27 protein-coding genes are annotated in these 26,667 nt (G+C 62.9%); 13 read left to right on the forward strand and 14 right to left on the reverse strand.

The genetic code is table 11. The features are described from left to right. Together C2R25_RS14280 and carA are read right to left on the reverse strand one after the other, a co-directional pair. Positions 1-375, reverse strand: coding sequence for a hypothetical protein (locus C2R25_RS14280; RefSeq protein WP_103729841.1), 375 nt, complete (start codon positions 373-375; stop codon positions 1-3). A gap of 148 nt (positions 376-523) precedes the next feature. Next, a complete protein-coding gene (gene carA / locus C2R25_RS14285) occupies positions 524-1,690 on the reverse strand; it encodes a glutamine-hydrolyzing carbamoyl-phosphate synthase small subunit (RefSeq protein ID WP_103729842.1) in 1,167 nt (388 codons plus the stop codon). Positions 1,691-1,851: 161 nt separating this feature from the next. Between carA and C2R25_RS14290 the strand changes: the two genes are divergently transcribed. From C2R25_RS14290 to rpoD, 3 genes are read left to right on the forward strand one after another with little or no spacing between them, the layout of a single operon-like run. Continuing rightward, positions 1,852-2,304 (forward strand): GatB/YqeY domain-containing protein, encoded by a 453-nt coding sequence (locus C2R25_RS14290; RefSeq protein WP_103729843.1) that lies wholly within the window; start codon positions 1,852-1,854, stop codon positions 2,302-2,304. A gap of 36 nt (positions 2,305-2,340) precedes the next feature. Continuing rightward, the gene (gene dnaG / locus C2R25_RS14295; RefSeq protein WP_103729844.1) at positions 2,341-4,218 is read left to right on the forward strand and encodes a DNA primase; all 1,878 of its coding nucleotides are present in this window, start codon (positions 2,341-2,343) and stop codon (positions 4,216-4,218) included. Positions 4,219-4,260: 42 nt separating this feature from the next. Then, positions 4,261-6,288, forward strand: a complete 2,028-nt coding sequence (gene rpoD, locus C2R25_RS14300; protein WP_103729845.1) for an RNA polymerase sigma factor RpoD — start codon at positions 4,261-4,263, stop codon at positions 6,286-6,288. 41 nt (positions 6,289-6,329) lie between these two features. Here the strand turns inward: rpoD and C2R25_RS14305 are convergent, their stop codons facing one another. Further along, on the reverse strand, positions 6,330-6,662 hold the full coding sequence (locus C2R25_RS14305) for an SWIB/MDM2 domain-containing protein (protein WP_103729846.1): 333 nt from the start codon (positions 6,660-6,662) through the stop codon (positions 6,330-6,332). Between the two features lie 225 nt (positions 6,663-6,887). Between C2R25_RS14305 and rpiB the strand changes: the two genes are divergently transcribed. The 7 genes from rpiB (at position 6,888) to C2R25_RS14340 (ending at position 11,271) form a co-directional block, all read left to right on the forward strand. Beyond that, positions 6,888-7,325: a ribose 5-phosphate isomerase B gene (gene rpiB / locus C2R25_RS14310; RefSeq protein ID WP_103729889.1), complete on the forward strand. Its 438-nt coding sequence runs from the start codon at positions 6,888-6,890 to the stop codon at positions 7,323-7,325. A gap of 14 nt (positions 7,326-7,339) precedes the next feature. Then, positions 7,340-8,638 carry a serine hydroxymethyltransferase gene (glyA, locus tag C2R25_RS14315; protein ID WP_103729847.1) on the forward strand — a complete coding sequence of 433 codons (1,299 nt, stop codon included), beginning with the start codon at positions 7,340-7,342 and terminating at the stop codon, positions 8,636-8,638. Positions 8,639-8,642: 4 nt separating this feature from the next. Next, entirely contained in the window at positions 8,643-8,870 is a 228-nt protein-coding gene (locus tag C2R25_RS14320) for a hypothetical protein (RefSeq protein ID WP_103729848.1), read from the forward strand. A 22-nt stretch (positions 8,871-8,892) separates the two neighbouring features. Beyond that, entirely contained in the window at positions 8,893-9,369 is a 477-nt protein-coding gene (gene nrdR / locus C2R25_RS14325; RefSeq protein WP_103729849.1) for a transcriptional regulator NrdR, read from the forward strand. Then, on the forward strand, positions 9,353-10,096 hold the full coding sequence (locus C2R25_RS14330; protein WP_199183839.1) for an RNA methyltransferase: 744 nt from the start codon (positions 9,353-9,355) through the stop codon (positions 10,094-10,096). The genes nrdR and C2R25_RS14330 overlap by 17 nt, the downstream gene beginning before the upstream one ends. 223 nt (positions 10,097-10,319) lie before the next feature. Next, a complete protein-coding gene (rpsD, locus tag C2R25_RS14335; protein WP_103094611.1) occupies positions 10,320-10,934 on the forward strand; it encodes a 30S ribosomal protein S4 in 615 nt (204 codons plus the stop codon). Between the two features lie 139 nt (positions 10,935-11,073). Beyond that, on the forward strand, positions 11,074-11,271 hold the full coding sequence (locus C2R25_RS14340; protein ID WP_103729850.1) for a hypothetical protein: 198 nt from the start codon (positions 11,074-11,076) through the stop codon (positions 11,269-11,271). A 29-nt stretch (positions 11,272-11,300) separates the two neighbouring features. Here the strand turns inward: C2R25_RS14340 and tgt are convergent, their stop codons facing one another. The 9 genes from tgt to C2R25_RS14385 all read right to left on the reverse strand — a co-directional run bounded on the left by tgt (position 11,301) and on the right by C2R25_RS14385 (position 18,914). After that, the gene (gene tgt / locus C2R25_RS14345; RefSeq protein ID WP_103729851.1) at positions 11,301-12,431 is read right to left on the reverse strand and encodes a tRNA guanosine(34) transglycosylase Tgt; all 1,131 of its coding nucleotides are present in this window, start codon (positions 12,429-12,431) and stop codon (positions 11,301-11,303) included. Between the two features lie 69 nt (positions 12,432-12,500). Beyond that, complete coding sequence (locus C2R25_RS14350; RefSeq protein WP_103729852.1) at positions 12,501-13,529, reverse strand: YdiY family protein; 1,029 nt, start codon at positions 13,527-13,529, stop codon at positions 12,501-12,503. A 16-nt stretch (positions 13,530-13,545) separates the two neighbouring features. Beyond that, on the reverse strand, positions 13,546-14,319 hold the full coding sequence (locus C2R25_RS14355; RefSeq protein WP_103729853.1) for an ABC transporter permease: 774 nt from the start codon (positions 14,317-14,319) through the stop codon (positions 13,546-13,548). Continuing rightward, positions 14,316-15,287 (reverse strand): ABC transporter ATP-binding protein, encoded by a 972-nt coding sequence (locus C2R25_RS14360; protein WP_103729854.1) that lies wholly within the window; start codon positions 15,285-15,287, stop codon positions 14,316-14,318. Before C2R25_RS14360 ends, C2R25_RS14355 begins: the two co-directional genes overlap by 4 nt. Before the next feature lie 75 nt (positions 15,288-15,362). Next, the gene (gene queA, locus C2R25_RS14365; protein ID WP_103729855.1) at positions 15,363-16,391 is read right to left on the reverse strand and encodes a tRNA preQ1(34) S-adenosylmethionine ribosyltransferase-isomerase QueA; all 1,029 of its coding nucleotides are present in this window, start codon (positions 16,389-16,391) and stop codon (positions 15,363-15,365) included. Between the two features lie 52 nt (positions 16,392-16,443). Further along, the gene (locus C2R25_RS14370) at positions 16,444-17,136 is read right to left on the reverse strand and encodes a peptidylprolyl isomerase (RefSeq protein ID WP_103729856.1); all 693 of its coding nucleotides are present in this window, start codon (positions 17,134-17,136) and stop codon (positions 16,444-16,446) included. 109 nt (positions 17,137-17,245) lie between these two features. Beyond that, a complete protein-coding gene (coaD, locus tag C2R25_RS14375) occupies positions 17,246-17,764 on the reverse strand; it encodes a pantetheine-phosphate adenylyltransferase (RefSeq protein WP_103729857.1) in 519 nt (172 codons plus the stop codon). Beyond that, entirely contained in the window at positions 17,764-18,672 is a 909-nt protein-coding gene (locus C2R25_RS14380) for a polyprenyl synthetase family protein (RefSeq protein ID WP_103729858.1), read from the reverse strand. Before C2R25_RS14380 ends, coaD begins: the two co-directional genes overlap by 1 nt. Beyond that, positions 18,669-18,914 (reverse strand): exodeoxyribonuclease VII small subunit, encoded by a 246-nt coding sequence (locus C2R25_RS14385; protein ID WP_103729859.1) that lies wholly within the window; start codon positions 18,912-18,914, stop codon positions 18,669-18,671. Before C2R25_RS14385 ends, C2R25_RS14380 begins: the two co-directional genes overlap by 4 nt. A gap of 149 nt (positions 18,915-19,063) precedes the next feature. Between C2R25_RS14385 and purL the strand changes: the two genes are divergently transcribed. Next, positions 19,064-21,223, forward strand: coding sequence for a phosphoribosylformylglycinamidine synthase subunit PurL (gene purL / locus C2R25_RS14390; RefSeq protein ID WP_103729891.1), 2,160 nt, complete (start codon positions 19,064-19,066; stop codon positions 21,221-21,223). A gap of 132 nt (positions 21,224-21,355) precedes the next feature. Here the strand turns inward: purL and C2R25_RS14395 are convergent, their stop codons facing one another. Beyond that, positions 21,356-23,146 (reverse strand): DEAD/DEAH box helicase, encoded by a 1,791-nt coding sequence (locus C2R25_RS14395; protein ID WP_103729860.1) that lies wholly within the window; start codon positions 23,144-23,146, stop codon positions 21,356-21,358. A gap of 383 nt (positions 23,147-23,529) precedes the next feature. Further along, on the reverse strand, positions 23,530-24,348 hold the full coding sequence (locus tag C2R25_RS14400; RefSeq protein WP_233203997.1) for a calcium-binding protein: 819 nt from the start codon (positions 24,346-24,348) through the stop codon (positions 23,530-23,532). 329 nt (positions 24,349-24,677) lie between these two features. Between C2R25_RS14400 and C2R25_RS14405 the strand changes: the two genes are divergently transcribed. Next, positions 24,678-25,736, forward strand: coding sequence for an NAD(P)-dependent alcohol dehydrogenase (locus tag C2R25_RS14405; RefSeq protein ID WP_103729862.1), 1,059 nt, complete (start codon positions 24,678-24,680; stop codon positions 25,734-25,736). A gap of 233 nt (positions 25,737-25,969) precedes the next feature. After that, positions 25,970-26,548, forward strand: coding sequence for an HNH endonuclease (locus tag C2R25_RS14410; protein WP_103729863.1), 579 nt, complete (start codon positions 25,970-25,972; stop codon positions 26,546-26,548). The last annotated feature ends 119 nt before the right edge of the window (positions 26,549-26,667 follow it).

A 26,667-nucleotide genomic window follows, 5' to 3' on the forward strand; every position in this document is an offset into this window, starting at 1 on the left:
CTAGGCTGACAGATCGGCGAAGGCTTTATCCCAATAGCCGGGATCTGCCTTCGCCTTTTGAATGATGGGGTCTTTTTCCTGCTGCTCGCGGAGGGCGTCCTTGAACGTGCCGGACTGGAACTGGTGCATTCGGCCGCCGTACTCGTTTTCCTTCGTCTCCCACGCGCCCTTGGCGATCATGGTGTCGAGGAATGTCTTGCCGGCTTCCTTCGCGTGCTTACGGACCTTCGGGCCGAACTTGCGGCTCGCGATGGAGAACTTGTCCTCCATGATGAGGCCGAGTTCGCCATAAGGATACCACCGCGTCGCGATGTCGAGGTCGTTGGCGGGACCAGCGACATAGTAGGCGATCATATGGTCGATGATTGCGGTCATTGCTCAGGTACCTTCCTGGTTATGAGAAGGCTGTTTCCATAAGCAATCCGCCCCGCCGGGTCGAAAGCTCCCTTGGCCGCACCGGCAATGATCGCCGATGCGGGGCACCGCCCGAAGGCCGTGCGGGGAGTTCGGCCCGCAGTGACCATCAGCGCAGCATGCCCACGAACTTCTCGAACAGGTAGAAGCTGTCCTGCGGGCCGGGGCTCGCTTCGGGGTGGTATTGAACACCGAACGCGCGCTTGCCGCGGATCGAAATGCCGCAGTTCGTTCCGTCGAAGAGCGAGACATGCGTTTCTTCCACGTTGTCGGGCAGACAGGTATTATCCACCGCGAACCCGTGGTTCATCGAAGTGATCTCCACCACACCATCGGCATGGCGCTTCACCGGATGGTTGGCGCCGCGATGCCCCTGGAACATCTTGCTTGTCTTTGCACCAGCCGCGAGGCCGAGCATCTGATGCCCCAGACAGATGCCAAACACGGGAATGTCGCGTTCGAGCAGAGCCTTGATGACAGGAACAGCATAGACGCCGGTTGCGGCCGGATCGCCGGGGCCGTTAGACAGGAACACGCCTGCTGGTTCCAGAGACAGGATCGTTTCGAGCGACGTCTCGGCCGGAACCACCGTTACGCGAGCGCCTGCCTTCACGAGGTTGCGGAAAATGTTGTCCTTCGCGCCGTAATCGATCGCAACCACATGCGGCCGCTCGTCGCCGTCGCCGGAGCCAAACCCGGCACCGAGCTTCCAGACCGAGCCTTCCCAGCCCTCCTGGATTTCGCGGCTGACGATCTTGGCAAGGTCCATGCCTTCGAGGCCTGGCCATTCCTGCGCACGCTTTACGAGCGCGGGGATGTCGAAGTTGCCTTCCGGGTTGTGCGCGATCACGGCGTTGGGAGCACCGGCCATGCGGATGCGACGGGTCAGCGCGCGGGTATCGACGCCCGAAAGGCCGATCTTGCCCTTGCCTGCCAGCCACTCCCCATATTCGCCGGCGGCGCGGAAGTTCGAGGAAAGCGTCACGTCCTCACGGACGACGCAGCCGACGGCACCATCGACCATCGATTCCAGATCCTCGTCGTTCACCCCGACATTACCGATATGCGGGAAGGTGAACGTGACGATCTGGCCCGCATAGGAGGGATCGGTCATGACTTCCTGGTAGCCGGTCATGCTCGTGTTGAAGCAGACTTCACCCACGGCTTCGCCCACGGCGCCAAAGCCGCGACCCCAGACTACGTGTCCGTCACTGAGAACGAGAACGCCCGTTGCCCCTTCGGGTCTGGGCGCAAGCGAAGATGCGGCGTCGGCCATGGTGGGTCGCTCCGTTGACGGCGTTTCTGACGTTGTGTGCTAAGACGCTGCCGCTAGAGACGGTTGTGCATCGCGTCAAGGCACACCCGTGCAAAATGGAGCGCAGGTTGCTAGTTTCAATGCAACACGCTTTCCATCCACTCCAGACCTGCAGGAAACCAATGCTTCGTGATTCGATCAAGGCCGCACAGATCTCGGCCATGAAGGCCGGCGAAAAGCAGCGCCTCGCCACCGTCCGCCTCATCCTCGCCAAGATCAAGGACCGCGACATCGAGCTGCGCACAGCCGACACCCAGCCCGACGACGATGAACTTGTCATCGACGTGCTGCAGAAGATGGTGAAGCAACGCCGCGAATCGATCCAGCTGTTCGAGCAGGGCGGACGCCCGGAGAAGGCCGCGGAGGAGAAGGCCGAACTGGAGGTGATCGAAACCTTCCTTCCCGCCCAGCTCTCCGAAGAGGAAACGAAGGCGGCTATCGAAGCCATCAAGACCGAGACGGGCGCAGCCGGCATGAAGGACATGGGCAAGGTGATGGCCGAGCTCAAGGCCCGCCACGGCACAGTCCTTGACATGAGCAAGGCCAGTGGCTGGGTGAAGGCGGCCCTCTCCTGATCCTGAACGCCAGACTCTAGAACGGCGGCAAGCCTCGTGCTGACTCCTCAATGGCTCGACCAACTCCGGTCCCGTGTCACGCTCTCGGCGCTGATCGGTCGATCCACGCGACTTCAGAAGGCGGGACGCGAGTACAAGGCTTGCTGCCCCTTCCACAACGAGAAGTCCCCCAGCTTCACCGTCAACGACGAGAAGGGTTTCTACCACTGCTTCGGCTGCGGGGCCCATGGCGATGCCATCCGCTGGATGACCGATCACCAGGGCCTTCCCTTCATGGACGCAGTGAAGGAGCTTGCGGCAGAGGCCGGGATGGATGTCCCCGCGCCTGATCCGAAGGCTGCACGAATAGCGGAAAAGCGTGACACGCTGCATGACGTGATGGCTGCGGCGCAGGATTGGTTCAAAGCAAGTCTCGTCGGGCCCGAGGGAGGGCAGGCCCGCGCCTATCTCGCCACACGCGGGTTCGACGCGCACACGCTGGAGCGTTTCGGCTTCGGGTATGCTCCCGAAGGGCGTCAGGCCCTCAAGGAGGCGCTTTCCCGCTTTCCGGAAGCCATGCTGATCGAGGCGGGACTGCGGATCGCGGTGGAGGAGCGCGATCCCTACGATCGTTTTCGCGGCCGTCTCATGCTGCCGATCGAAGACGCTCGCGGGCGAGTTATCGCATTCGGGGGGCGCATCCTCGCAGCCGGCAAGACCGACGCTCCCAAGTACCTGAATTCACCCGATACGCCGCTCTTCGACAAGGGGCGCACCCTCTACAACCTTCATCGGGCTGCGCCTGCGGCACGCCAATCCGGCCGCATGATCGTGGTGGAAGGCTACATGGACGTCATCGCGCTGGCCGCAGCAGGCATACCCGATGCCGTCGCACCTCTCGGCACGGCCTTGACCGAGCACCAGATCGAGATGCTGTGGCGGCATGTCGAAACGCCCATACTCTGTTTCGACGGTGACGCAGCGGGTCAGCGTGCGGCAATGCGGGCGATCTCCCGCGCGTTGCCCCTGCTCCGTCCCGCTCATTCGCTGCGGATTGTCCGCCTCCCGGAAGGGCTCGACCCGGACGACCTCATCAAGGCGCGCGGGCCTCGCGCCCTGGAGCAACTGCTTGGTGAGGCGAAATCCCTTGTCGAAGTGTTGTGGGAGTTCGAGCGCGACGCGACGCCGCTAGTGACGCCGGAGGACAAGGCTGGCCTGAAAGCGCGGCTCATGGCGCACGTGGACACGATTCAACATCCCGACATCGCCAGCCTCTACCGCCGTGCATTGCAGGACCGGTATTCAGAGTTCGCTTTTCCACGCCGGGAGAAGGCCTGGCAGTCACGAGGCGCGGCCGGATTTCAGCCGCGTCAGGCTCGACCGGGTTCTAGCCGATTCGGTCCAGCCTCCTTCTCCGCGCCGTCGTCACCCGAATCGATCACGCGCCTCAACACGCGCTACGGACAGGCCAGCGGATCGCGCGACGCGCTGTCCGCCGCCGTCATCGCCGGCCTCATCCGCTGGCCGGGCCTGCTGCCGCGCCATGCCGAGGCGCTGGCCCGCACTCCGGGCCTCGATCCCCGCTTCGAGATCCTCGTCGAATGCTGCGGCGATACGGCTGCGCTTGAAAGCGACGCTCTCACTACCATATTGCGAGACAATGGCCTGGATGAACCCACGGTTGCCGAGTACGCGGGCCTCCGCTTCGGCTTCCTGATCCAGGGCACGGAACAGGAACAAGCCGCAGCCGAACTGGCTCAGGCCGTTGACCTTCTGGTCGAGCGACCCGTGCTTGAAGCGGCCTTGGCGCAGGCAACGGCCCGGTTCGAATCGGAACTTTCCGAAGCCGCGTTTGCGGAACAGCAACGTTTGCTCAAGAGAAAGCTGGAATTTGACAGCCGCCTCAGGCAAATGGCGACCAGACATGCGTCGTGATTGTATAATTATACAACGACGGCACGGGATAACGGCGGAAGAATGAGCAAGAACGACACCAACGGCGCGGACACCGACGGCATGGACGCGCCGCTGATCGACCTCAACGAAGGCTCGATCAAGAAGATGATCGCCCGTGCCAAACGCCGCGGCGTCATCACCGTCGACGAACTAAACGAGGCCCTGCCCCAGGACCAGATGACCACCGACCAGATCGAGGACATCATGGCCGCGATCTCGGAAATGGGCATCAACATCGTTGAAAGCGATGAGGACGCCGACGGCCAGGGCGACGACGATCGCGAAAGCGACGACAACGACGCCGATGACGGCGACGAAGTCTCGCCCCGTGTCATGGTCGATCCGGCCAAGAAGAAGGAAACGGTCGAACGCACCGATGACCCGGTGCGCATGTACCTGCGCGAAATGGGCGCGGTGGAGCTGCTCAGCCGCGAAGGCGAGATCGCCATCGCCAAGCGCATCGAAGCCGGCCGCGACATGATGATCCTGGGGCTCTGCGAAAGCCCGATCACGTTCCACGCCATCATCCAATGGTCCGAAGCCCTCAACAATGGCGAAATGCAGCTGCGCGAGATCCTCGATCTCGACGCGATGCTTTCCAAGGAGCCGCAGCCCGAGAACCTCAACGAGGACGGCGAAGGCGACGACGGCGAGATTTCCGAGGCGACTGCCGGACCTTCGTTCAAGGATGAAGACGACTCCGACGACGAAAGTTCGGAGGAAGTGGACGAGGACGGCAATCCGATCCCGAAGCGCCAGGCCGAGGAAGAGGAAGAGGACAACACCCTCTCGCTGGCTCAGATGGAAGCCGCACTCAAACCCGAGGCGCTTGAAAAGTTCGCGCTCATCACCGAGCTGTTTCAGAACTTCGAGAAGCTGCAGCGTGAACGGTTAGAAGCGCTTGCGCTCGGCATCGATTTCCCGGCCGCCAAGGAAGACCGCTACCAGCAGCTGCGCGAAGACCTGACCGCTCAGGTCGAATCCGTGCAGTTCCACGCGACCAAGATCGAATACCTTGTCGACAACCTCTATGCCTTCAACCGCCGCCTGACTGCTTTGGGCGGCCAGATGCTGCGCCTTGCGGAGCGTCACAAGGTGAAGCGTGCGGACTTCCTGGAGTCCTATGTCGGCCGTGAACTGGACGACACCTGGCTTGCCGACGCGGCGAAGAAGGACAAGAAGTGGGCCGCTTTCGCGGAGAACGAGGCTGACGCGGTCGAGCGTATCCGCCTTGAGGTCTCGGACATTGCTGCCGCCACCGGCATGGCGCTCCCCGAGTTCCGCCGCATCGTCAACATGGTCCAGAAGGCGGAGCGCGAGGCGCGCATCGCGAAGAAGGAGATGGTCGAGGCAAATCTGCGCCTCGTGATCTCCATCGCGAAGAAGTACACGAACCGCGGTCTGCAGTTCCTCGATCTCATTCAGGAAGGCAACATCGGCCTCATGAAGGCGGTCGACAAGTTCGAGTACCGCCGCGGTTACAAGTTCTCGACCTATGCCACCTGGTGGATCAGACAGGCGATCACGCGCTCGATCGCCGATCAGGCTCGCACGATCCGCATCCCGGTCCATATGATCGAGACGATCAACAAGCTGGTCCGCACAAGCCGCCAGTTCCTCCACGAGCAGGGCCGCGAGCCCACGCCGGAAGAAATGGCCGAGCGTCTGTCGATGCCGCTCGAGAAGGTGCGCAAGGTGATGAAGATCGCCAAGGAGCCGATCTCCCTCGAAACGCCGATCGGCGACGAGGAAGACTCGCATCTGGGCGACTTCATTGAAGACAAGAACGCGATCATCCCGGTGGACGCCGCTATCCAGGCGAACCTCAAGGAGACGGTCACCCGCGTCCTTGCCTCGCTCACCCCGCGTGAGGAGCGCGTGCTGCGCATGCGCTTCGGCATCGGCATGAACACGGATCACACGCTGGAGGAAGTCGGCCAGCAGTTCTCGGTCACCCGTGAACGCATCCGCCAGATCGAAGCGAAGGCCCTGCGCAAGCTCAAGCACCCGAGCCGCTCGCGTAAAATGCGTTCCTTCCTCGACCAGTAACAGGAAAGCCCCGCCTCAGCGGGGCTTTTTTGTAGCGTGCGTCAGGCAGTCAGGTGGTTGGACAGGTGCTTGTTCATCTGGAACATGCTCGCCTTCTTACCGCCGAAAATCTTCTCCAGCTTTCCATCGGCAAGGATCTCGCGACGATCCTTTGGATTCTGCAGATCGTTCTTTTTGATGTAGTCCCAGACTTTCTTGACCACTTCGCTGCGAGGCAGCTTGTCCGGGCCGACGATTTCAGCCAGCTGGGCTGATGGTGTCACCGGCGCGGTGATCCCGCCGCGGGCGCCGCCCGCCGCCTTGCCGGTCTTCTTCACCTTGGCAACGGCCGCCTTGGTTTCCTGCTTCGCTCGTTGTTCGTTCGTGCGGCTCATGGAGCGCTCCTCCAGTTCAGCGGCGCCGGCCCGGCGCCTCACGGAGAGTGAATTCCTCGAAGCCCACAAAAGTTGCGCGCGCCCTCTTCAGAGCACCGCCTGTTCAACACGAAGCAACATGCCACGCGCTCAAGGCCGGCCTCCCCGCTTGCGAGACTGGCAATATGGCGCCGTCGCGCCTAAGGAGCCGCAAACGAATCCCTGCGAGAAGGAATGACCCTCGCCATGCGTATCGCGATCGCCTCGGACCACGCCGCCGTCGAACTGAAGGCCGAACTGCGTGAGTATCTCATAGAAGCCGGTCACGAGGTCGCGGACCTCGGACCTGACACAGCGGATCGGGTCGATTATCCCGACTATGGTTACAAACTGGCGTCCGTCGTGGCGGACGGTACCGTCCAGTACGGCGTTGCGCTGTGCGGCTCAGGCATCGGCATCTCTATTGCCATCAACCGCGATCCGGCATGCCGCTGCGCCCTTGTTGGCGAGCCTCTGTCCGCCGCGCTCGCGCGTGAACACAACGATGCCAACGTCATCGCCATGGGAGCACGCCTGACTGGCGCCGACATGGCCAAGGCGTGCCTCGACGCCTTCCTCTCCACCGATTTCGGTGGCGGCCGCCATGCCGGCCGCGTCGAGAAACTTTCCAACCCGTCCTTCTGAAGGGGTCCAGAACCATGACCGTCGACACCGCCATCCGTTCCCCCGGCTTCTTCACCGACACGGTCGCGCAGAGCGATCCCGATGTCGCGAAGGCCATCGGCAAGGAACTGAACCGCGAACGCAAGCAGATCGAACTGATCGCGTCCGAGAACATCGTCTCGAAGGCCGTTCTTGAAGCGCAAGGGTCGGTCCTGACCAACAAGTACGCCGAAGGCTATCCCGGCAAGCGCTACTATCAGGGCTGCGAGCCATCGGACGAGGTGGAAACGCTTGCGATCGAACGCGCCAAGCAGCTGTTCGACTGCGGCTTCGCCAATGTCCAGCCGCACTCGGGCGCGCAGGCGAACGGCGCTGTGCTGCTTGCCACCGTCAAGCCCGGCGACACGGTCATGGGCATGAGCCTCGATGCCGGCGGACACCTCACGCATGGCGCCCGGGCTGCCCTTTCGGGCAAGTGGTTCAACGCTGTCCAGTACGGTGTCACCAAGGACACCCACCTGATCGACTACGACGAGGTTGCAGCGCTCGCCAAGGAGCACCAGCCCAAGCTCATCATCGCAGGTGGCTCCGCCTACCCACGTGTCATCGATTTCAAGCGCATGCGTGAGATCGCCGACAGCGTCGGCGCGCTGTTCCAGGTCGACATGGCGCATTTCGCCGGTCTTGTCGCGGCAGGTCTTCACCCCTCGCCCTTCCCCCACGCACACATCGCGACCACCACCACGCACAAGACCCTGCGGGGTCCCCGCGGCGGCATGATCCTTACCAATGACGAGGCATTGGCCAAGAAGATCAATTCGGCGGTGTTCCCCGGCCTGCAGGGCGGCCCGCTGATGCACGTCGTCGCCGCGAAGGCAGTGGCCTTCGGCGAAGCGCTGCGTCCGGAGTTCAAGGATTACGCCGCACGGGTGATCGAGAACGCCAAGGTTCTGGCCGAGACGCTGGCCGAGCGTGGCGCCGCGATCGTCTCTGGCGGCACAGACACACACCTCGCGCTGATCGATCTCTCGCCCCTCGGTGTCACCGGCAAGGATGCGGACGAGGCGCTCGAGCGTGCGGGCATCACCTGCAACAAGAACGGCATACCCTTCGATCCGCTGCCGCCCATGAAGACCAGCGGCATCCGCGTCGGCTCGCCCGCCGGCACCACGCGCGGCTTCGGACCCGAAGAGTTTCGCGAAATCGGCAACATGGTTGCGGACGTGCTCGATGGTCTTGCCAAGAACGGCGAGGCAGGCGACGCTCAGGTGGAGCAGAATGTGCGTGAGCGCGTTGAAGCTCTGTGTGACCGTTTCCCCATCTACGAGGACTAAGCTCATGATCGACCCCCAGCGCCCCAACCAGAACGGCGACTTCGTCAACGACGCTCGCCAGGAACTCGCCGGCATGCTCAAGGATGGACTTTCCCATCCGTCGACGAAGCCGGTTCTGATCTGGGGCGCTGCGGGAGCGGTCGCGGGTGCACTGCTGCCTTTCGTCTCGCTCGGCCTCGGCCTCGCTGCGGGCGCCGGCTACCAGTTCTACAAGCGTGTACGCCCTGATTAAGGCATCTACAGAAAGTACCTGAATGCGCTGTCCTTTTTGCGCTCACGACGATTCACAGGTAAAGGACAGCCGGCCGACCGAGGATGCCACCGCCATCCGTCGGCGTCGTCAGTGTTCCAGCTGTGGCGCGCGCTTCACCACCTTCGAACGCGTACAACTGCGCGAAATCGTTGTAGTGAAAAGCAACGATGCGGCCGGGCAGGAGCGGCGCGAACCGTTCGATCGGGCCAAGATCGAGCAGTCCGTGACGCTCGCCTGCCGAAAGCGGGGCATCGACCGCGAGAAGATCGACAGGCTCGTTTCCGGCGTTCAGCGGCAGGTCGAGACATCGGGTGAAACCGAGATTCCATCGCGCGTGATCGGCGAACTGGTGATGGAGGGGCTTCGGCAGCTTGATTCCGTCGCTTACATCCGGTTCGCCAGTGTGTACCGGGCCTTCAATGAGGCTCGGGATTTTGAAGAATTTGCAGGAACGGTGCGTGATGTCGGCGTCAATTGAAGTGCAGCAGCCCGTCATCGTCCTGGTTCGCCCTCAGCTGGGCGAGAACATCGGCAAGGCCGCACGCGCCATGCTGAACTTCGGTCTTACCGAGATGCGCCTCGTCTCTCCCCGCGATGGTTGGCCCAACCCGGCCGCCGGTCCCGCGGCCGCCGGTGCCGATGACGTTCTCGAGCGTGCCGAGGTCTACGAGACACTTGCCGATGCTGTCCACGATTGCGCTCACGTCTACGCGACGACAGTGCGCAAGCGGGGCGTCACCAAGCCTGTCGTGACCCCGGAAGAAGCGGCCCGCGAAGTTCATCAGGCGGCCGGTCGCTCGGCCTACGTGTTTGGCCCCGAGCGATCCGGGCTGGAAACGGATGATGTGGCGCTGGCCCGCGCGATCCTGACGGTGCCGATCAATCCGGCCTTCGCCTCGCTCAACCTCGCGCAGGCGGTCATCCTCTGCGCGTACGAATGGTCGAAAGGCGCTCAACTCGCGCAGCCGACGGTGGAGGAGCTGCTTCCCCCCGCTCCACAGGACGAACTCGAAGGAATGATCGGCCAGTTCGAGCAGCTTCTTGAGCCGACCAATTACTTCTTTCCCGAGAGCCGGGCCGCAGCGACTCGGCGCACGCTTCGCAACATGCTCACCAAGCCGGGCTGGAACAGCCTTGAGATCCGCACCATGCGCGGTGTTCTGAGTGCACTTGGCGGCAAGCGCCGCCCCCGGCAGCAGCCTTAATCCGCCACTCATGCCCGTATTGGGCACTTTGCCTTGACTCCGCGCGGCAAATGGCTAAGGGCGACGCCTTCACGTGGCGCCTGCTTTGCAGGCTTTCCATTCGGCCCCGCACCCCGGTGAAGCGGCGGCCGCACCCGGCGTATTAGGTCGGATGGTGCGCCCCGGGAAACCAAGGATTGCACCGCCACGGTGGCGGCGCAACAAGCAGATTGAAGGACGACATATGTCGAAGCGCCAAAGCGCCAAGTACAAACTCGACCGCCGCATGGGCGAGAACATCTGGGGTCGCCCCAAGAGCTCGGTCAACCGCCGCAGCTACGGCCCCGGCCAGCACGGCCAGCGCCGCAAGGGCAAGCTGTCCGACTACGGCATCCAGCTGCGCGCCAAGCAGAAGCTGAAGGGCTACTATGGCGACGTGACCGAGAAGCAGTTCAAGCGCACCTACCAGGAAGCTTCGTCCATGAAGGGCGACACCAGCCAGAATCTGATCGGTCTGCTGGAGCAGCGTCTGGACATGGTCGTGTACCGCGCCAAGTTCGCGCCGACCATCTTCTCGGCTCGCCAGATCGTGTCGCACGGCCACATTCGCGTCAACGGCGTGAAGTGCAACATCGCCTCGCGTCGCGTGAAGGTCGGTGATGTCATCAGCCTGGGCAACAAGGCCAAGGAAATGGCTCTCGTCCTCGAAGCGCAGAACCTGCCCGAGCGCGAAGTTCCGGACTATGTCGCACAGGACGGCACCGACAAGGTGACCTTCGTTCGCGTTCCGACGCTTGACGAAGTGCCTTACCCGGTGAAGATGGAACCGAATCTGGTCGTCGAGTTCTACTCGCGCTGATCCGGTTTTCCCTTGGGGAAACAAGCAAGAGGGCGGTCCTTCGGGATCGCCCTTTTTCTTTAACCGGTTGATGAAATAATCGGCCGCTTCGCCGCAAATCACAGGAACTTCAAAGAGCTTCCGGCATTAGCCAAGCATCATGACTCGCTACCGTTTCGTTACCCCCCACCGCACCGGCAAATGGTACCACGACCTCAAGACCGCACAGCGCCATGCTTGCGAGATCGGTGCAGGTTTCCTGGATGAAATGACAGGGCGCTTCGTAGCCTATGTCGAGACGATGCTTGAGGTCGCTCACGACGACGGGGCAAAGCCGGGACTGGCCATCGCCGCCTGACTTTTCCCCGCTGCGTGTGGTGGGAAGCCTCAGCCGGTGCGAAGATAGTCTCTCCGGAAGTCCGATGCGAACGCGGCAAATCGTTGCCCGGCGATCGCGTCGCGCATGCTCTGCATGAGTTGCTGGTAGAAGGACAGGTTGTGCTCGGTCAGCAGCATGGCGCCCAGCATCTCCCCGGCCTTGATGAGATGATGCAGGTAGGCGCGGGTATAGGTCCCGCATGTGGGGCAGGAGCAGCGCTCGTCGATTGGTCCGGTATCTTCGGCATGACGGGCATTGCGCATGTTGAGCGGGCCATTCCACGTAAAGGCCTGCCCATTGCGGCCCGACCGCGTTGGCAGCACGCAATCGAACATGTCCACGCCGCGCTCGACGGCGCCTACGAGGTCGTCCGGCTTGCCCACGCCCATCAGATAGCGCGGACGATCGACCGGTAACTGGCCGGGCGCGAAATCAAGGGTAGCGAACATCGCCTCCTGCCCTTCGCCCACAGCCAGTCCGCCGATGGCATAGCCGTCGAAACCGATCGCCGTAAGTGCATCCGCGCTCACCTTGCGCAGCCCTTCGTCGAGCGCCCCCTGCTGAATCCCGAAGAGTGCCGAACTGGCCGCATGGTCTCCGCCCATGTCAAAGGCCGTACGGCTCCGTTTCGCCCAGCGCATCGACATCTCCATGGAGCGGGCGATGACATCGCGCGGCTGCTCCACCTTCGGACATTCATCGAAGCACATCACAATATCGGAACCCAGAAGGCGCTGGATCTCCATCGAGCGTTCCGGGCTGAGCATGTGCCGCGAACCATCGATGTGACTGGCGAAGGTCACGCCTTCCTCGGTGATCTTGCGCAGTTCCGACAGGCTCATCACCTGATAACCGCCGCTGTCCGTGAGGATCGGGCGGTCCCAATTCATGAACTTATGGAGGCCACCAAGACGGGCAACACGTTCTGCGCCTGGCCTCAGCATCAGGTGGTAGGTGTTGCCCAGCAGAATGTCCGCACCCGTGGCGCGAACATCCTGGGGCTTCATGGCCTTCACTGTCGCCGCGGTGCCCACGGGCATGAAGGCGGGAGTTCGTATGTCGCCCCGGCGCATCGCAATGATGCCGGTGCGGGCCTTTCCGTCTGTTGCTTCGACGGAGAACTGGAAACGTGGCTTCATGCCTCGCGCACTAAAGCATTTCGGCAAAAGGTGGAAACCCCGAGGGCGCCTAAATCCGCTATCTGCTCTTCAGAACCCGTAAAGCAATGAAAAGCGCGATATCGTATCCGTTTTCAGTGCGCCTGGCGGCGGCGACGTTTCGTGCTCGATCGAGTAGGACAACTTTACCTTGAGACCTTTTGCCATCCCTGCCTCCAGCCCCGTCAGCGATGTGAAGGTGCTGTTGTCGGACCCAACGTAGGCGCTCGCGTCCTGCGTCAGCTTGATCGTGGGGTTAAGAGCCCAATCGAAATCAACCGAGCTCAGCGTCGACCATGTCGTCGTGTCCAGTCCGTCAACGTAGTTCACATGTCGTGCGGCGGGGCCGGCTTCCAGCGCCAGAGTCATTCCGGGGCGATCCAGGATGCGATAACCAAGCCCCGCAGCAAGGCTGTATCGGGCGGCGAAACCCTGGATCTTGTCCCGCTCGAACTGTGCCCGCCCGTAGGTGAAGAAGCCTTCATCCAGCGTGTACCGAGGCTGGTAGCTGGCGGAGTACTGCGACCTCGTGACTTGCCCCCGATCCTCCTGGTAGTCGGCGCGCGCCTGAAGCATGTGCTCCCAGTTGATGCCCTTGCGGTCCAGCTTGGCTGCGCCGGTGACGCCGAAATTGCTGGTGTTGCCGGTGGAGCGGAACGCGCCCATCTCGACCTGCCCCTCCCACAACTCCAGCACCCCCGAGGCCCTTATGCGTGCGATCTTGGCCGCGGTCATGGCTGCGAGTTCGCGGGCACGCCGGTCGTTGTATGCGCGGTGCAGATCCCGGATCTCGTCCTTGTCATAAGGATTGGTCTGGATTGCGAACTTCACCAGCGCGGAGACTGCGGCGCTGTCGTCGGTTTTCATGCCGGCCTCGAGCATCGCCCGTACCGGCTGCGGCAGGCGCGGAGGGCCTGCCGCCACAAAGGGGACGTAAGCGGGATAGTCAGGCAGGTCCAGAATCAGAGGCGGCGGAGGAACGGGAACAAGCCCGGCCTCCGACGCCGGCTCCTGCGCATGCGCGCAGACAGCGAACGTGATGAGCGGAAGAGCAGCAAGAATCCGGCAGTGCTTCGTCATGAACGCCACGTATCGGTTAAGTGCGCAGCCGCCACCCGGTCCGGAAGATCCAGGTGATGCCGCCGACGCAAAGGGCGAGGAAAAGAAGTGTGAGGCCGAGGGACAGGCCGATCGCAACGTCGGAGGTGCCGTAGAAGGTCCAACGCAGGCCGTTCACGAGGTACACCACAGGATTTGCCATGGCGGCAGACTGCCAGGGCTCCGGCAGGGTCTGGATGGAATAGAAGGTGCCGCCAAGAAAGGTCAGCGGCGTCAGAATGAGAAGCGGTACAATCGTGAGCTTCTCAAAACTGTCCGCCCAGATCCCCAGGATGAATCCGAAGAGCGAGAAGCTTGCCGAAATCAAGAGGATAAAGAGAAAAGCGTAGAACGGATGGGCTATAGAGTAGTCCACGAAGAATGTCGCGGTTACAAGGATGATCGCCGCCAATATCAGTGACTTGGTAGCTGCTGCTCCCACGAAACCTACAAGCGTTTCCGCTACACCGACCGGAGCCGAAAGAAGCTCGTAGATGGCGCCGGTAAACCGCGGCATGTAGATGCCGAAGCTGGCGTTCGAAACACTTTCGCCGAGGATCGTGAGCAGGAGCAGCCCGGGCACGATGAACGCGCCGTAGTTCACACCGCCCACGCCGCCGCTCATCTGGCTGCCGATCGCAGCGCCGAAGACGACGAAGTACAAGGTCGTGGTCAGGACCGGCGCGAGGATCGACTGCATGGCGGTCCGGAAGGCCCGAAGGAGTTCCTGCTTGTAAATCGTCCAGGCGGACCGTGCGTTGAAAACAGTCATAGAGCTTCCCCCCGGTCACCCGCCGCCGGCGCCTCGGGCCCTTCCAGTAAGTTCACGAAGATATCTTCCAGGCTGGACTCGTGGATGTCGATCGCCGTGTAGTCTATGCCGGCCCGGGTCAGTGCCTTGGTCACCTCCGCGACCTCGGACGTGCCAGCCCCACCACCTTCGCCGCCGCCGCCGCGATAGCACAGCACCCGCCCGTCCTCTGACAACGACAGGGGATAAGCGGCGATCGCCTCCGGCAGATCGGCGAGCGGCTGCGCCAACGTGATCAGGGCCTCGGTACGGCCAAGCCGGTCCATCATCGCGGCCTTGTCATCCACCATCAGGATCTCTCCCTTGCGGATGATCCCGACGCGATCCGCCATCTCCTCGGCCTCCTCGATGTAGTGCGTGGTGAGGATCACTGTCGTTCCGCGTTCACGAAGCGCTGCAATCTGCTTCCACATGTCGCGCCGCAGTTCCACGTCCACGCCCGCCGTAGGTTCGTCCAGGAAAAGCAGTTCGGGCTCATGCGCCAGCGCCTTTGCGATGAGGACGCGCCGTTTCATGCCGCCGGAGAGTGTGCGGATCTGCTCGTTGCGCTTGTCCCACAAGCTCAAAGCGCGCAGAATTTCCTCAATGAGAGCCGGGGCCGGAGGGAGACCGAAGAGGCCTCGTGAATGAGTGACAGATCGCAGCACCGGCTCGAACATGTCGGTGGCAAGTTCCTGAGGGACAAGGCCGACGCGCGCCCTTAGCCGGCGCCAGTGTCGGCGCATATCCTCCCCGAAGGCGGCAATCGATCCGCCGGTCGGCCTCACCAGTCCGCAGACGGCTCCGATCAGGGTTGTCTTGCCTGCGCCATTAGGCCCGAGAAGGGCGAAGATCTCACCTTTGCGGATCGTGAGGTCAACGCCCTTCAGCGCAGTGAAGCCATTGGCATAGGTCTTCTGAAGGCCACGGATTTCGAGGATCGGCTGCATGGCTGAATGAATGGTACGAACTCGGCTTCGTTCCAAGCCCCTTGCGCACCTTATTTGTCGGATAAATAAACCCGGTCAGGGTATCAGCAGGCTGGAATCCCCGTAGCTGTAAAAGCGGTAGCCGCCTTGAATGGCATGGCGGTAGACGGCCTGCATCCGTTCCAGCCCCATCAGCGCCGACACCAGCATGAACAGCGTTGACTTCGGCAGATGGAAGTTGGTCATCAGGCCATCGATCGCGCGAAAGCGATAACCGGGCGTAATGAAGATCGAGGTATCGCCCTCGAAAGGCCGTATGATGCCGTCCTCGCCGGTAGCGCTCTCCAGCAAGCGTAGCGAGGTGGTGCCCACGGCGATCAGCCGGCCGCCTGCGGCGCGGGCGGCGTTCAGTCGGTCGGCCGTCGCTGCATCGATACGGCCGAACTCTGCGTGCATCTGGTGCTCCGCCGTATCGTCCGCCTTGACCGGCAGGAAGGTTCCAGCACCCACGTGGAGCGTCAGCGTCTCCTGCGCGATCCCGGTCGCAGCAAGGGCATCGACCAGTTCGGGCGTGAAGTGAAGCGCCGCCGTCGGAGCGGCCACCGCGCCCTTCTCGCGCGCGAACATGGTTTGGTAGTCCGTCGCGTCCGCCTCATCCGTGTCACGCTTTCCCGCGATGTACGGCGGCAGCGGCATGCGTCCGGCACGTTCCAGAAGAAGCTCTACCGGCTCATCGCCCTCGAAGGCCAGAACCCAGCTGCCGTCCGGGAGGCGCTGCTCCGCGATGGCGGCTACCTCAGCGGGAAACGACACCCGGTCTCCCTGCCGCAGGCGCTTCGCGTTGCGCACAAAGGCCTGCCAGCGGCGAAGATCGATCCGCTTATGCAGGGTAGCACCGACGCGCGCCTCCCCCCTCATCCCTTCGAGCTGTGCAGGGATGACGCGAGTGTCGTTGAATACCAGCACGTCTCCCGCGCGCAGGCATGAAGGAAGATCCCGCACCTGGCGATCTTCGAAGGCAGCCTCGCTGTTGACGACAAGCATTCGCGCCGCGTCACGCGGTCGTGCCGGACGCAGGGCTATGCTTTCGGGCGGCAGGTCGAAGTCGAAAAGGTCAACACGCATGGCGGCGCGCGCTAGACCAGAGCGCGCGCTTCCACAAGCGCGAGGCGACGGATCAGTTCGACCGCGAGTTGTTCAACTCGGAAACCGAGGGGACCGGCTGCGCTCCCGCTGGCGCGGGCGAAACCGCAGGCGCGGCCTTTCCTTCGGACGCGAGCGAGGCCTGGACGACGCGCGTAGGGTTCTCAGGCGGCTCCCCGCGCTGAATCGCGTCCACATAGGACATTCCTGAAATCACGCGGCCGAACACCGTGTATTTCCGATCCAGCGCGAAGCGGGGGTAGAACACGATGAAGAACTGGCTGTTTGCGCTGTTCGGGTCGTTCGTGCGCGCCATCGAGACCGTACCGCGAAGGTGCGGCATCGCGTTGAACTCGGCCGTGAGATCCGGAAGTTCCGAACCGCCCTGCCCCGTTCCTGTCGGATCGCCGGTCTGTGCCATGAACCCGTCGATGACACGGTGGAAGATCACACCGTTGTAGAACCCCTGCTGCGTCAGCGACTTGATCCGTTCTACGTGGCGCGGCGCCCATTCCGGCATCAGGCGTATGGCCACCCTGCCGCCGTTCGAAAGGTCAAGCAGGAGCACGTTTTCCGGTTCGTGGGAGATGTTCATGTCCACGGCAGTCGGCAACGCGGCCGGAGCAGGCGTTGCGGCCGGCTCCTTGTCCTTGTCCTTGCCGACGGCCGGCATCGCGGCAAGCGCAGCGCCCAGCATCAACGCGGTCAGCGGGAGGCGAAACTTCATCTATCTGTCACCTGGTAAATCACGGTCGAGCCGCAGGCGAATTCGATAGAGCGCGCCCGCTGTCGACACAATGAACGATTTCTGCTGCCGGATCGCATGTGGTGCGACCTCAATAGTCCCCCATGAGCCCCTTCTTGGCGATGCGGGTTTCCACATCTTCGCGAACCGCAACACTGACGAACTTCGAAATATCGCCCCCGAACATGGCGATTTCCTTCACCAGTTTCGACGCGATCGGCTGCAGGCTCACGTCTGCCATGAGAAACACCGTTTCAATGGCTGAATTCAGCTGCTGGTTCATGCCGGCCATCTGGTATTCGTACTCGAAGTCGGCAACCGCGCGCAGGCCACGCACGATGACGGAGGCGTTCTGCTTTTGCGCGAACTTCATCAGCAGCGCATTGAAGCCGACCACCGTGACGTTTTCGATGCCGAGCGCCAGCACCTCGCGCTCGACCATCGCGATGCGTTCCTCGGGCGAAAAAAGCGGGTTCTTCGACGGGTTGGTCGTCACGCCGATGATGAGCTTGTCGACCAGCTTCGCGCCCCGGCGAATAATGTCCGCATGACCAAGCGTGATCGGGTCGAAAGTACCTGGGTAAACGCCGATCCGTTCAGGCGAAGTCATCAATGATCCCTCTCGATGATGTAGCGGGCCACCGCGCGCAGCAGGTCGGCCTCTTTCCCATGCTGGACCAAGTGGCCTATCGCCTGCTCCACCAGCATGCGCGCCTGTTCGCGGGCCCGCTGCGGGCCGAGCAGGGACACGAAGGTTTCCTTGCCGGCAGCGGCGTCCTTGCCGACGGCCTTCCCGGCACGCGCCGCGTCACCTTCATGGTCGATCAGGTCATCTGCGATCTGGAACGCCAGCCCGATATCGCGCGCATAGCCGCGGAGATGAATGCGCCCCTCCGGCGGCATACGCCCCAGGATCGCTCCCATCTCGACAGCGGCGCCAAGAAGCGCACCCGTCTTCAACTGCTGTAGCCGTGTGACGGTCGGCAGGTCGAATTCGCTCGTTTCAGCAACGAGGTCCATCATCTGTCCGCCCGCCATCCCTTGCGCACCGCTGGCAGTGCCCAGCGTGCGCACAAGTTCGATCCGCGTGAAAGGATCCGCGCTCGTGGCTGGGTCCGCCAGTACCTCGAATGCGAAGGCGTGGAGCGAGTCACCGGCCAGAACGGCGGTAGCTTCGTCGAAGGCCAGGTGAAGCGTAGGTTTGCCATGCCGCAGGGCATCGTCGTCCATGCACGGCAGGTCGTCATGAATGAGCGAGTAGACGTGAATGGATTCGATTGCGACGCCGGCCCGGATTGCAGCCTCGCGCTGGACGCCGTACATCTCGGCCACGGCCGTCAGCAGCAGCGGCCGCAACCGCTTTCCGCCACCGATCGTGGCGTAACGCATCGCGTCGACCAGCCTCGCGCGTGCATCGTCCGGCACGGGCAGCATCGCATCAAACGCGGCTTCGATTTCCTGCGCGATCCGGGCCAGTCCACCGGCCAGCAGCGAATCAGCCACCCCCACGGCGCTCATAAGTCGAAGGGTTGCGTGCTGGCGGCGGCGCCATCCGGTCCCGCAACGATACGTTCGATCCGCGCCTGCGCGGCATCGAGCCGCTTCTGGCAATGCTGGCGCAGCTTCTCGCCTTTTTCGTACAGCGAGATCGAATCCTCCAGAGGCACGTCACCGCTTTCGAGCTGACGCACGATCGTCTCCAGCGCGCGCAGAGCGTCTTCAAAGCTGAGTGTGTCTATGGTCTGGGTCTCGGCATCCATGCCTCAGCAATGGCGGGAGCACTCGTGGCGGTCAAGGTGCGGCGCGGATTTACCGCCACAAGTGCGCGAGCGACAGACGCGACACCATCTTGCGCATCGGCAGGCCAACGGTCTAGCGCCAGGCCACCGAGATGGCTAAGGCGCGTCTCATGACCGGAATCACCCCTGACGTCGTCGAGGCGCATGGCCTCAGCCCCGAGGAATACCAGCGTGTGCTGCACGCCCTGGGACGCGAGCCGAACCTCGTGGAACTAGGCATCTTCTCGGTAATGTGGTCGGAGCATTGCTCGTACAAATCGAGCCGCTTCCACCTCAAGAAGCTGCCGACCGAAGCCCCCTGGGTCATCCAGGGCCCCGGCGAAAACGCAGGTGTGATCGACATCGGCGATGGCCAGGCTGCCATCTTCAAGATGGAAAGTCATAACCACCCGAGCTACATTGAGCCGTATCAGGGTGCGGCCACCGGCGTCGGCGGGATCCTGCGCGACGTCTTCACCATGGGTGCTCGCCCCGTAGCGAACCTGAACGCCCTGCGCTTCGGTCGGCCGGACCACCCCAAGATGAAGCACCTCGTCAAGGGCGTGGTTGCCGGCATCGGCGGCTATGGCAACTGCGTGGGCGTGCCCACGGTCGGCGGCGAAACGAACTTCCACAAGGCCTACGACGGGAACATTCTCGTCAATGCGATGACCGTCGGCGTGGCCGATACCGACAAGATCTTCTATTGTGCGGCAACGGGCCTGGGCAATCCGATCGTCTACGTCGGCTCGAAGACCGGGCGCGACGGAATCCATGGCGCGACCATGGCCTCGGCTGACTTCGGTGATGACATCGACGAGAAGCGGCCCACCGTTCAGGTCGGCGATCCGTTCGTCGAGAAGCTGCTGATCGAAGCCTGCCTCGAACTGATGGCAACCGATGCGATCGTCGCCATACAGGATATGGGCGCCGCCGGGCTCACCTCCTCGTCGGTCGAAATGGCCAGCAAGGGCGGCGCGGGCATTCGCCTGAACATGAACAAGGTGCCTTGCCGCGAAGAGGCGATGACACCCTACGAAATGATGCTGAGCGAGAGTCAGGAGCGCATGCTCATGGTTCTCAAGCCCGGCAAGGAAGCCATGGCCGAGGCGATTTTCCGCAAGTGGGAACTCGACTTCGCGGTGATCGGCGAGGTCACCGACACCGGCCATATGGTTCTTGAGTTCGACGGTGAAGTCGTTTGCGACATCCCACTCGGCCCGCTGGCCGATGATGCGCCGGAATACGAACGTCCTTATGTCACGGCTGAGGAATACAAGACGTGGGCAGCGGTCCCAGCGCTTGGCCATGTCAGCGAGAGCGCCGACGTCGGGGCTGACCTGCTCACGCTAATGGGTACCCCGGACCTCGCCTCGCGCAAGTGGATCTGGGAGCAGTATGACAGCCAGGTCGGCGCCGATACCATGCAGAAGTCCGGTGGCGATGCTGCGGTCGTTCGCGTGCATGGTACGCGCAGGGCCCTCGCGATCAGCACCGACTGCACTCCGCGCTACTGCTACGCCGACCCGTACGAGGGGGGCAAGCAGGCCGTGGCGGAAACCTACCGCAACATCAGCGCGGTGGGCGGCCTTCCGCTTGCCATCACGAACTGTCTGAACTTCGCAAATCCGCAGCGGCCGGAGATCATGGCGCAGATCGTGGGCTGTTTGAACGGCATGGGTGACGCCTGCCGCGCGCTGGATTACCCCATCGTCTCGGGCAACGTCTCCCTCTACAACGAGTCCAAGGCGACCGGCGGCGGTTCCGCCATTCTCCCCACGCCAGCTATCGGCGGTGTCGGCATCCTGGCTGACCACGACAAGATGGCGACGGTAGCGTTCAAGGCTGAAGGAGAGGAAATCTTCCTTCTGGGCGGGGAAGGCACTCATCTTGGCCAATCGGTGTGGCTGAAGGAAATCGCCGGTCGGGAGGCGGGCGATGCACCGGCGGTCGACCTCAAGGCGGAGACGCACAACGGCGCCCTCATCCGCGAGTGGATCGGTAACGGTCAGGTCACGGCTGTTCACGACGTGAGCGACGGCGGCCTTCTGGTCGCCCTCGCCGAAATGGCGCTGGCAAGCGGCTTGGGCTGTACACTTGAGACCGAACTCACGACGGCGCAGGCCTTCGGCGAAGATCAGTCGCGCTACGTCGTCACCGCGCCGGCAGGCACAGCCCTGCCCGAAGCCGTGAAGATCGGCACCGTTGGCGGCACCACAGTGGCGGGCGTGGAGATCGCCGCGCTACGCGAAGCCAACGACGCATTCTTCCGGGAGTGGATGGAGGCCTGAACGGCCTATTCCGCCAACGGACCGCGAGAAAAACCCCGGCTACTCTTCTGAGTGGCCGGGGTTTTTCTTTGACTGGTGAGCCAGCATCGCATCGGGAGCAGGGGGCGCGGATCGCGGCGCCCCCCGCCGTGCTTACCAGCTCTTCTTCGGCTTCTTGTGGAAGGGCTTGCCTCCGCCGCCCGGACGGTCCTGCCGGCCACCGGTTGGACGCGGACGATAAGTCTGCCCGGTTTCGCCCTCGGAGCGCGGGCCGTTTCCGTGCGGACGGCGACCACGGCCCTGCGGTCCATCGCGGTCACGGCTGCGGTGGCGTGCAGCGTCACGCGGCGTGTCCGGAGCGCGTTCGATGCGGATGGTCGCTTCGTACTCGCCGTCGTCACGGGCGGTCCGCTCGACGGCGCGAGCGAACTGGTCCGCCTGTGCGCGAGGGATCTGGAAGTAAGTCTGATCGGCGTTGATGCGGATCTGGCCCACGGCGTCACGGGTGACGTGGCCACGGCGGCAAAGCACCGGCAGGATCCAACGCGCCTCGGCACGCTGTTCGCGCCCCACATCCATGCGGAACCATACGACGTCGTCGAACCCCGGACGCTCGCGCTTCTGGCGTGCCTCAGGAGAGTTGCCGAGTAGTTCCTCCGGCTGCGGCATGGCCGCACGGTGCGCCCGCACCAGTGCGGCGGCCACGTCTTCGGCGCTCATCGATTCAAGGAGAACGCTGGCGAGTTCGCGGTCGTCATCTTCCACCTCGACCGGCGCCAGCAGCTTCTCCAGCAGGCGCTCGCGGTCTTGTGCGCGGATGGCTTCGGGCGTCGGGGCTTCGCCCCACTCCGCCTCGATCCTGGCACCGCGCAGCATCATCTCGACGCGGCGACGGCGCGGATACGGAACCAGCAGCACGGCCGTGCCCTTCTTCCCGGCGCGGCCGGTACGACCGGAACGGTGTTGCAGAGTTTCCGCATCACGCGGAATTTCCACGTGGATGACGAGGCTCAACGAGGGCAAGTCGATACCGCGCGCGGCCACGTCAGTCGCCACGCAGACACGTGCGCGGCGATCGCGCAGGGCCTGCAGGGCGTTGTTCCGCTCATTCTGCGAATGCTCGCCTGAAAGTGCGACGACCGAGAAGCCGCGCTCGACCAGAGTGGCGTGCAGATGCTTCACGTTGTCACGCGTGGCGCAGAACAGGATTGCGGTCTCAGCCTCGTGGAAACGCAGGAGATTGACGACGGCATGCTCGATGTCCGACGGCGCGACGGCGACTGCCTTGTAGGCGATGTCACCATGACCGCGGTTTTCACCGACAGTCGAGATGCGCAGGGCGTTGGTCTGGTACCGCTGCGCCAGCGCCTCGATAGGGCGGGGCATGGTGGCGGAGAACAACAGCGTCCGCCGCCCCTCGGGGGTCGCGTCGAGAATCTCCTCGAGATCCTCGCGGAAACCCATGTCCAGCATCTCGTCCGCCTCGTCGAGGATGACGGCGCGCAGGCTCGACAGGTCCAGCTTGCCACGCTCCAGATGGTCCCGCAGGCGCCCGGGCGTTCCGACCACGATAGCTGCGCCGCGCTCCAGCTGGCGGCGTTCCTTCACCGGGTCCATGCCGCCGACGCAGGTGACAATGCGCGCTCCGGTCTTTGCATAGAGCCATTCCAGTTCGCGACTGACCTGCTGGGCAAGTTCACGCGTGGGCGCGATGGCCAGCGCCAAGGGGGTGCTGGCATAAGCCAGCGCATCGTCAGCAAGCAGTTCGTCGGCCATGGCAAGGCCGAACGCGACGGTCTTGCCAGAACCGGTCTGTGCCGACACGATGAGGTCGCGGCCGCGCGCCTCCGATTCGGTAACGGCTGCCTGCACGGGCGTCAGCGTCTCGTAGCCATGGCCGGTAAGCGCCTCGGCGAGAAGCTGGGGAATCTGCGAAAAAGTCATAGATGAACAACGAATCCTGCCGCTGTCGAGCGGCTTTGAAAGAGCGTAAGGAGGGCTGCGTGGGTCGCCCTCGGGCGCACCGGTTGACCGTCCCATAGACCAAATCCCGGAACTTTGCGCGCTTCAATTTCAACTATTGCCGTTTCGCGACGGCAAAGCCGCTGAAATCATGTGCATCCGGTGTCTGAACCGCCGGCGGCGTGTCGTTTTGGTCTGCGAGTGGGCCTTATTGCGCCGGACGTCGCGGAGAAGCCCTCAGCCCCCGCTGGCTCCATATTTCTGAACACGTTTTTCGTTTTGTTTGTACAGCTTAAGCTGCACTCTTACCTACCGGCATCATAGAGACCGTTCTGCAGCGTCGCAATGGGCGCGCCTCATCAACGTCAAGTCAACAGCGATCGCAGAGCAACCGCTGCCGGTCGCGGCGACAAATCGGCATTAAAAAGACCAAAGTTGTTCATCTCGCTCAAACCGCCCCAGGAAAACAGTTCATAGATGTTGAGGACGTGCACCGTTGGACGAGACAGGACGCTCGCGACGTCTGCGGCGAGCAGCCTCCCCTGATCCTCCAGCGAAACAGGGGGAGAAGTGACATTCCCCTCGCCGCCTCCGGTCGTGCGCCCCCACTCCGTAATCACACAGTGGCTCTGGCCTGCCTCAGCCAGTCGGCGGTCCAACACGTCGAGCCGATCCTCGACATTCGTTGCCGGTCGTGGGTAGACATGGGTGTTGCCAAAGTCGGTGTACGGCTTCTGCTCGGCCTGCATGTAGTCATTGCTGGCGATCAAGGGGATGGCGCTCAAGATCGGGTCGGATCGCAAGGCCTTCGCCATGTCGCCGATGTAGGCCATGAAAGCGGGTGCGTTGCCGGTTCGGAAGCCGAGCCGGGCGTCCTTCGTGCCCTGGTAGGTGACGGGGTTGAGATCGGGCTCGTTGGGAAACTCGATAGCCCAGATCGATAAGGGTGCGGCCGCGAGAAAAGCGCGAAGGTCCGAGAGGGTGCGGCCGATGTCGCGGACGGACAAGGTAAAACAAAACGTCACGCCTTCCCGTGCCAGGCCCACGTACGTGTTCCATCCGGGGGTACCCGAATAGGGATCGCGGCACCGCATCTTCCTCACCCCACCAAGTTGGTCCAGCGCCGGGATTATATTACGAATCTTGTACAGCGAGCCGGTATCCTGCGGCCGCCCCTGAACCATGATGCGGTCCCGAGACCTTGGGGCTGCGCGACCCTTAGCCGGCACAAGGGCAAGGACCGCGAGGGAGCCCATGAACTCTCGGCGTGAAAAATGTGGCATGAGCGTCTCTCGCGCGACTGGCTTCCGGCGCAGCAAAACTCCAAGCGCGCCGAATGTCGCGTAGGTGACGGCAATTTAATCCAAACCGGATCAGCTTACGGGCACTCCTGAGCGGAACTCACCGCTGCATGAAACCCGATCCACCTAATATCTCGGGAAAGCCGCCACTATTTGCCGCGACAGGAGTCCTCCTCCTGATCCTTCCTTATCTTCCGCTGAAAGGAACAGCCATGCACGTGAAGGCCTATGGCGCTCATGCAGCCGACCGTCCGCTCGAACCCATCGCCATTGATCGCCGGGAACCAGGTCCGACCGACGTGGAAATCGACATCGCCTTCTGCGGGGTCTGCCATTCGGATCTCCACACCGTGCGTGGGGAGTGGGGCGGCACTCACTTCCCCTGTGTCCCGGGCCATGAAATCGTTGGTACAGTCCGGCGCACCGGCCCCGAGGTGACGCGTTTCAAGGTCGGCGACGCGGTTGGCGTCGGCTGCATGGTGGGCAGCTGCGGCGAATGCAGCTCATGCCATGATGGTCTTGAGAATTATTGCGAAAAGGGCTTCGTAGGCACCTACAATGGTGCCACCTTCGACGCCCCGGGACATACCTTCGGTGGGTACTCGGGAGGGATTGTCGTGGATGAAAGTTTCGTCCTCAGCATCCGCCACCCCGCAGACCAGCTCGCCGCGGTTGCCCCGCTCCTGTGCGCCGGCATCACGACGTACTCTCCGCTGCGGCACTGGAACGCCGGCCCCGGCAAGAAGGTCGGTGTGGTTGGTATCGGTGGCCTGGGCCACATGGCGATCAAGATCGCCCATGCCATGGGAGCACATGTCGTCGCATTCACATCGACGCCCGGGAAGTGCCAGGACGCGATCAATCTCGGCGCGGACGCAGCCGTGGTGAGCCGGGAGCCGGACCAGATGGCACAGCACGCGGGCTCGTTCGACCTCATTATCGATACAGTGGCCGCCAGCCACGACCTTGATACCTACGTAAACCTGCTGCACCGCGATGGAGCGCTGATAATGCTTGGTGTGCCGGAGCATCCCCACCCCTCGCCCAACGTCGGCGGCCTCATCTTCGGACGCAAGACGATTGCGGGATCGCTCATCGGCGGTATCGCAGAGACGCAGGAGATGCTCGACTTCTGCGCCGAACACGGGATCGTCTCGGACATTGAGATGATTGATATACAGCAGATCGAAACCGCTTTCGAACGAATGGCGCGCAGCGACGTGCGCTACCGCTTCGTCATCGACAACGCCTCGCTTGACGCTGCGGCGTGATGCCGGTCGGCGGCCACCCTCAAGTGGTCGCCGTTTCACATTCGAATAGCTGGAGATGGTGCGCCCGACAGGGGTGTATGTTTGTAGCAAGATCAACGGGTTGATTTTGCTAGCGCGCCATTTGAAGCGAACGCAATTCCGTCAGTCCTGCGATCTTTTGGCTAGCAAAACGGCCCGACCTGAGACGGCAATCTCAGCGCCGGGCCTGACCAAAACGATCATAGGAGGATCGCATGGCTGACGCCTACTGTAAGAAGATTCTGCCCCAACTTGAAGGCCGAGCTGGTGAACTGCGCATGATGCGGTTCTGGTCCAAGGTGGATATGCGCGGCCCGGACGAGTGCTGGGAATGGCAAGGAAGCATCAACCGTAACGGCTACGGCAGCTTCAAGCTCTCTAGCTACAACACGGTCACCGCGAGTCGCATGGCGCTCATCGGGAGCAAAATGACCGAGCCGGAGGGGCTGGCCGTCCTGCACCGCTGCGACAACCCGCCGTGCTGTAACCCTGCTCACCTGTATTTCGGCACCCAGGCACGGAACAACCAGGACAAGCTTGAGCGCAACCGCTGGAGGGCTGGCGATCACTCGGGCGTGAACAACCCGAGGGCGAAGCTAAGCGAACAGCAGGTTGCCGAGATGATCGGCTATTTCCGACTCGGGATGAGCAACAAGGAAATCGCTGCCCGCCTGCCCGTCAGCCACTCCACGGTCAGCCTGATCCGGCTCGGCAAGATGTGGCGTCCGACCACTGCCCGCTTGGGATGGATACCCTCTGCGCCGCATCAACTAACGGAGGGACGCGCAGCATGACTTCCACCGGACGCGAGGGATGCGTCACGGGTGATCGCCTCACCTTGGCCCCTATCGATTTCAGCGAGGCGGCTGCGTTCGTTCGTGAGCACCATCGCCATCACACTCCACCGCAGGGA

Origin of the sequence: Novosphingobium sp. HII-3, assembly GCF_002916655.1 — a bacterium.
In the GTDB taxonomy this organism is placed as follows: domain Bacteria; phylum Pseudomonadota; class Alphaproteobacteria; order Sphingomonadales; family Sphingomonadaceae; genus Novosphingobium; species Novosphingobium panipatense.

Bases quoted from the DNA above. Each gene is read 5' to 3' on its own strand.
- C2R25_RS14355 (WP_103729853.1), bottom strand. From the start codon at position 14,319: ATGACTGTTTTCAACGCACGGTCCGCCTGGACGATTTACAAGCAGGAA.
- glyA (WP_103729847.1), top strand. From the start codon at position 7,340: ATGACCGTCGACACCGCCATCCGTTCCCCCGGCTTCTTCACCGACACG.
- C2R25_RS14400 (WP_233203997.1), bottom strand. From the start codon at position 24,348: ATGGTTCAGGGGCGGCCGCAGGATACCGGCTCGCTGTACAAGATTCGT.
- C2R25_RS14405 (WP_103729862.1), top strand. From the start codon at position 24,678: ATGCACGTGAAGGCCTATGGCGCTCATGCAGCCGACCGTCCGCTCGAA.
- C2R25_RS14380 (WP_103729858.1), bottom strand. From the start codon at position 18,672: ATGAGCGCCGTGGGGGTGGCTGATTCGCTGCTGGCCGGTGGACTGGCC.
- rpsD (WP_103094611.1), top strand. From the start codon at position 10,320: ATGTCGAAGCGCCAAAGCGCCAAGTACAAACTCGACCGCCGCATGGGC.
- purL (WP_103729891.1), top strand. From the start codon at position 19,064: ATGACCGGAATCACCCCTGACGTCGTCGAGGCGCATGGCCTCAGCCCC.
- C2R25_RS14410 (WP_103729863.1), top strand. From the start codon at position 25,970: ATGGCTGACGCCTACTGTAAGAAGATTCTGCCCCAACTTGAAGGCCGA.
- C2R25_RS14320 (WP_103729848.1), top strand. From the start codon at position 8,643: ATGATCGACCCCCAGCGCCCCAACCAGAACGGCGACTTCGTCAACGAC.
- C2R25_RS14280 (WP_103729841.1), bottom strand. From the start codon at position 375: ATGACCGCAATCATCGACCATATGATCGCCTACTATGTCGCTGGTCCC.
- C2R25_RS14305 (WP_103729846.1), bottom strand. From the start codon at position 6,662: ATGAGCCGCACGAACGAACAACGAGCGAAGCAGGAAACCAAGGCGGCC.
- rpoD (WP_103729845.1), top strand. From the start codon at position 4,261: ATGAGCAAGAACGACACCAACGGCGCGGACACCGACGGCATGGACGCG.
- C2R25_RS14360 (WP_103729854.1), bottom strand. From the start codon at position 15,287: ATGCAGCCGATCCTCGAAATCCGTGGCCTTCAGAAGACCTATGCCAAT.
- C2R25_RS14340 (WP_103729850.1), top strand. From the start codon at position 11,074: ATGACTCGCTACCGTTTCGTTACCCCCCACCGCACCGGCAAATGGTAC.
- rpiB (WP_103729889.1), top strand. From the start codon at position 6,888: ATGCGTATCGCGATCGCCTCGGACCACGCCGCCGTCGAACTGAAGGCC.
- C2R25_RS14395 (WP_103729860.1), bottom strand. From the start codon at position 23,146: ATGACTTTTTCGCAGATTCCCCAGCTTCTCGCCGAGGCGCTTACCGGC.
- C2R25_RS14330 (WP_199183839.1), top strand. From the start codon at position 9,353: ATGTCGGCGTCAATTGAAGTGCAGCAGCCCGTCATCGTCCTGGTTCGC.
- C2R25_RS14350 (WP_103729852.1), bottom strand. From the start codon at position 13,529: ATGACGAAGCACTGCCGGATTCTTGCTGCTCTTCCGCTCATCACGTTC.
- C2R25_RS14385 (WP_103729859.1), bottom strand. From the start codon at position 18,914: ATGGATGCCGAGACCCAGACCATAGACACACTCAGCTTTGAAGACGCT.
- carA (WP_103729842.1), bottom strand. From the start codon at position 1,690: ATGGCCGACGCCGCATCTTCGCTTGCGCCCAGACCCGAAGGGGCAACG.
- queA (WP_103729855.1), bottom strand. From the start codon at position 16,391: ATGCGTGTTGACCTTTTCGACTTCGACCTGCCGCCCGAAAGCATAGCC.
- C2R25_RS14370 (WP_103729856.1), bottom strand. From the start codon at position 17,136: ATGAAGTTTCGCCTCCCGCTGACCGCGTTGATGCTGGGCGCTGCGCTT.
- C2R25_RS14290 (WP_103729843.1), top strand. From the start codon at position 1,852: ATGCTTCGTGATTCGATCAAGGCCGCACAGATCTCGGCCATGAAGGCC.
- tgt (WP_103729851.1), bottom strand. From the start codon at position 12,431: ATGAAGCCACGTTTCCAGTTCTCCGTCGAAGCAACAGACGGAAAGGCC.
- coaD (WP_103729857.1), bottom strand. From the start codon at position 17,764: ATGACTTCGCCTGAACGGATCGGCGTTTACCCAGGTACTTTCGACCCG.
- nrdR (WP_103729849.1), top strand. From the start codon at position 8,893: ATGCGCTGTCCTTTTTGCGCTCACGACGATTCACAGGTAAAGGACAGC.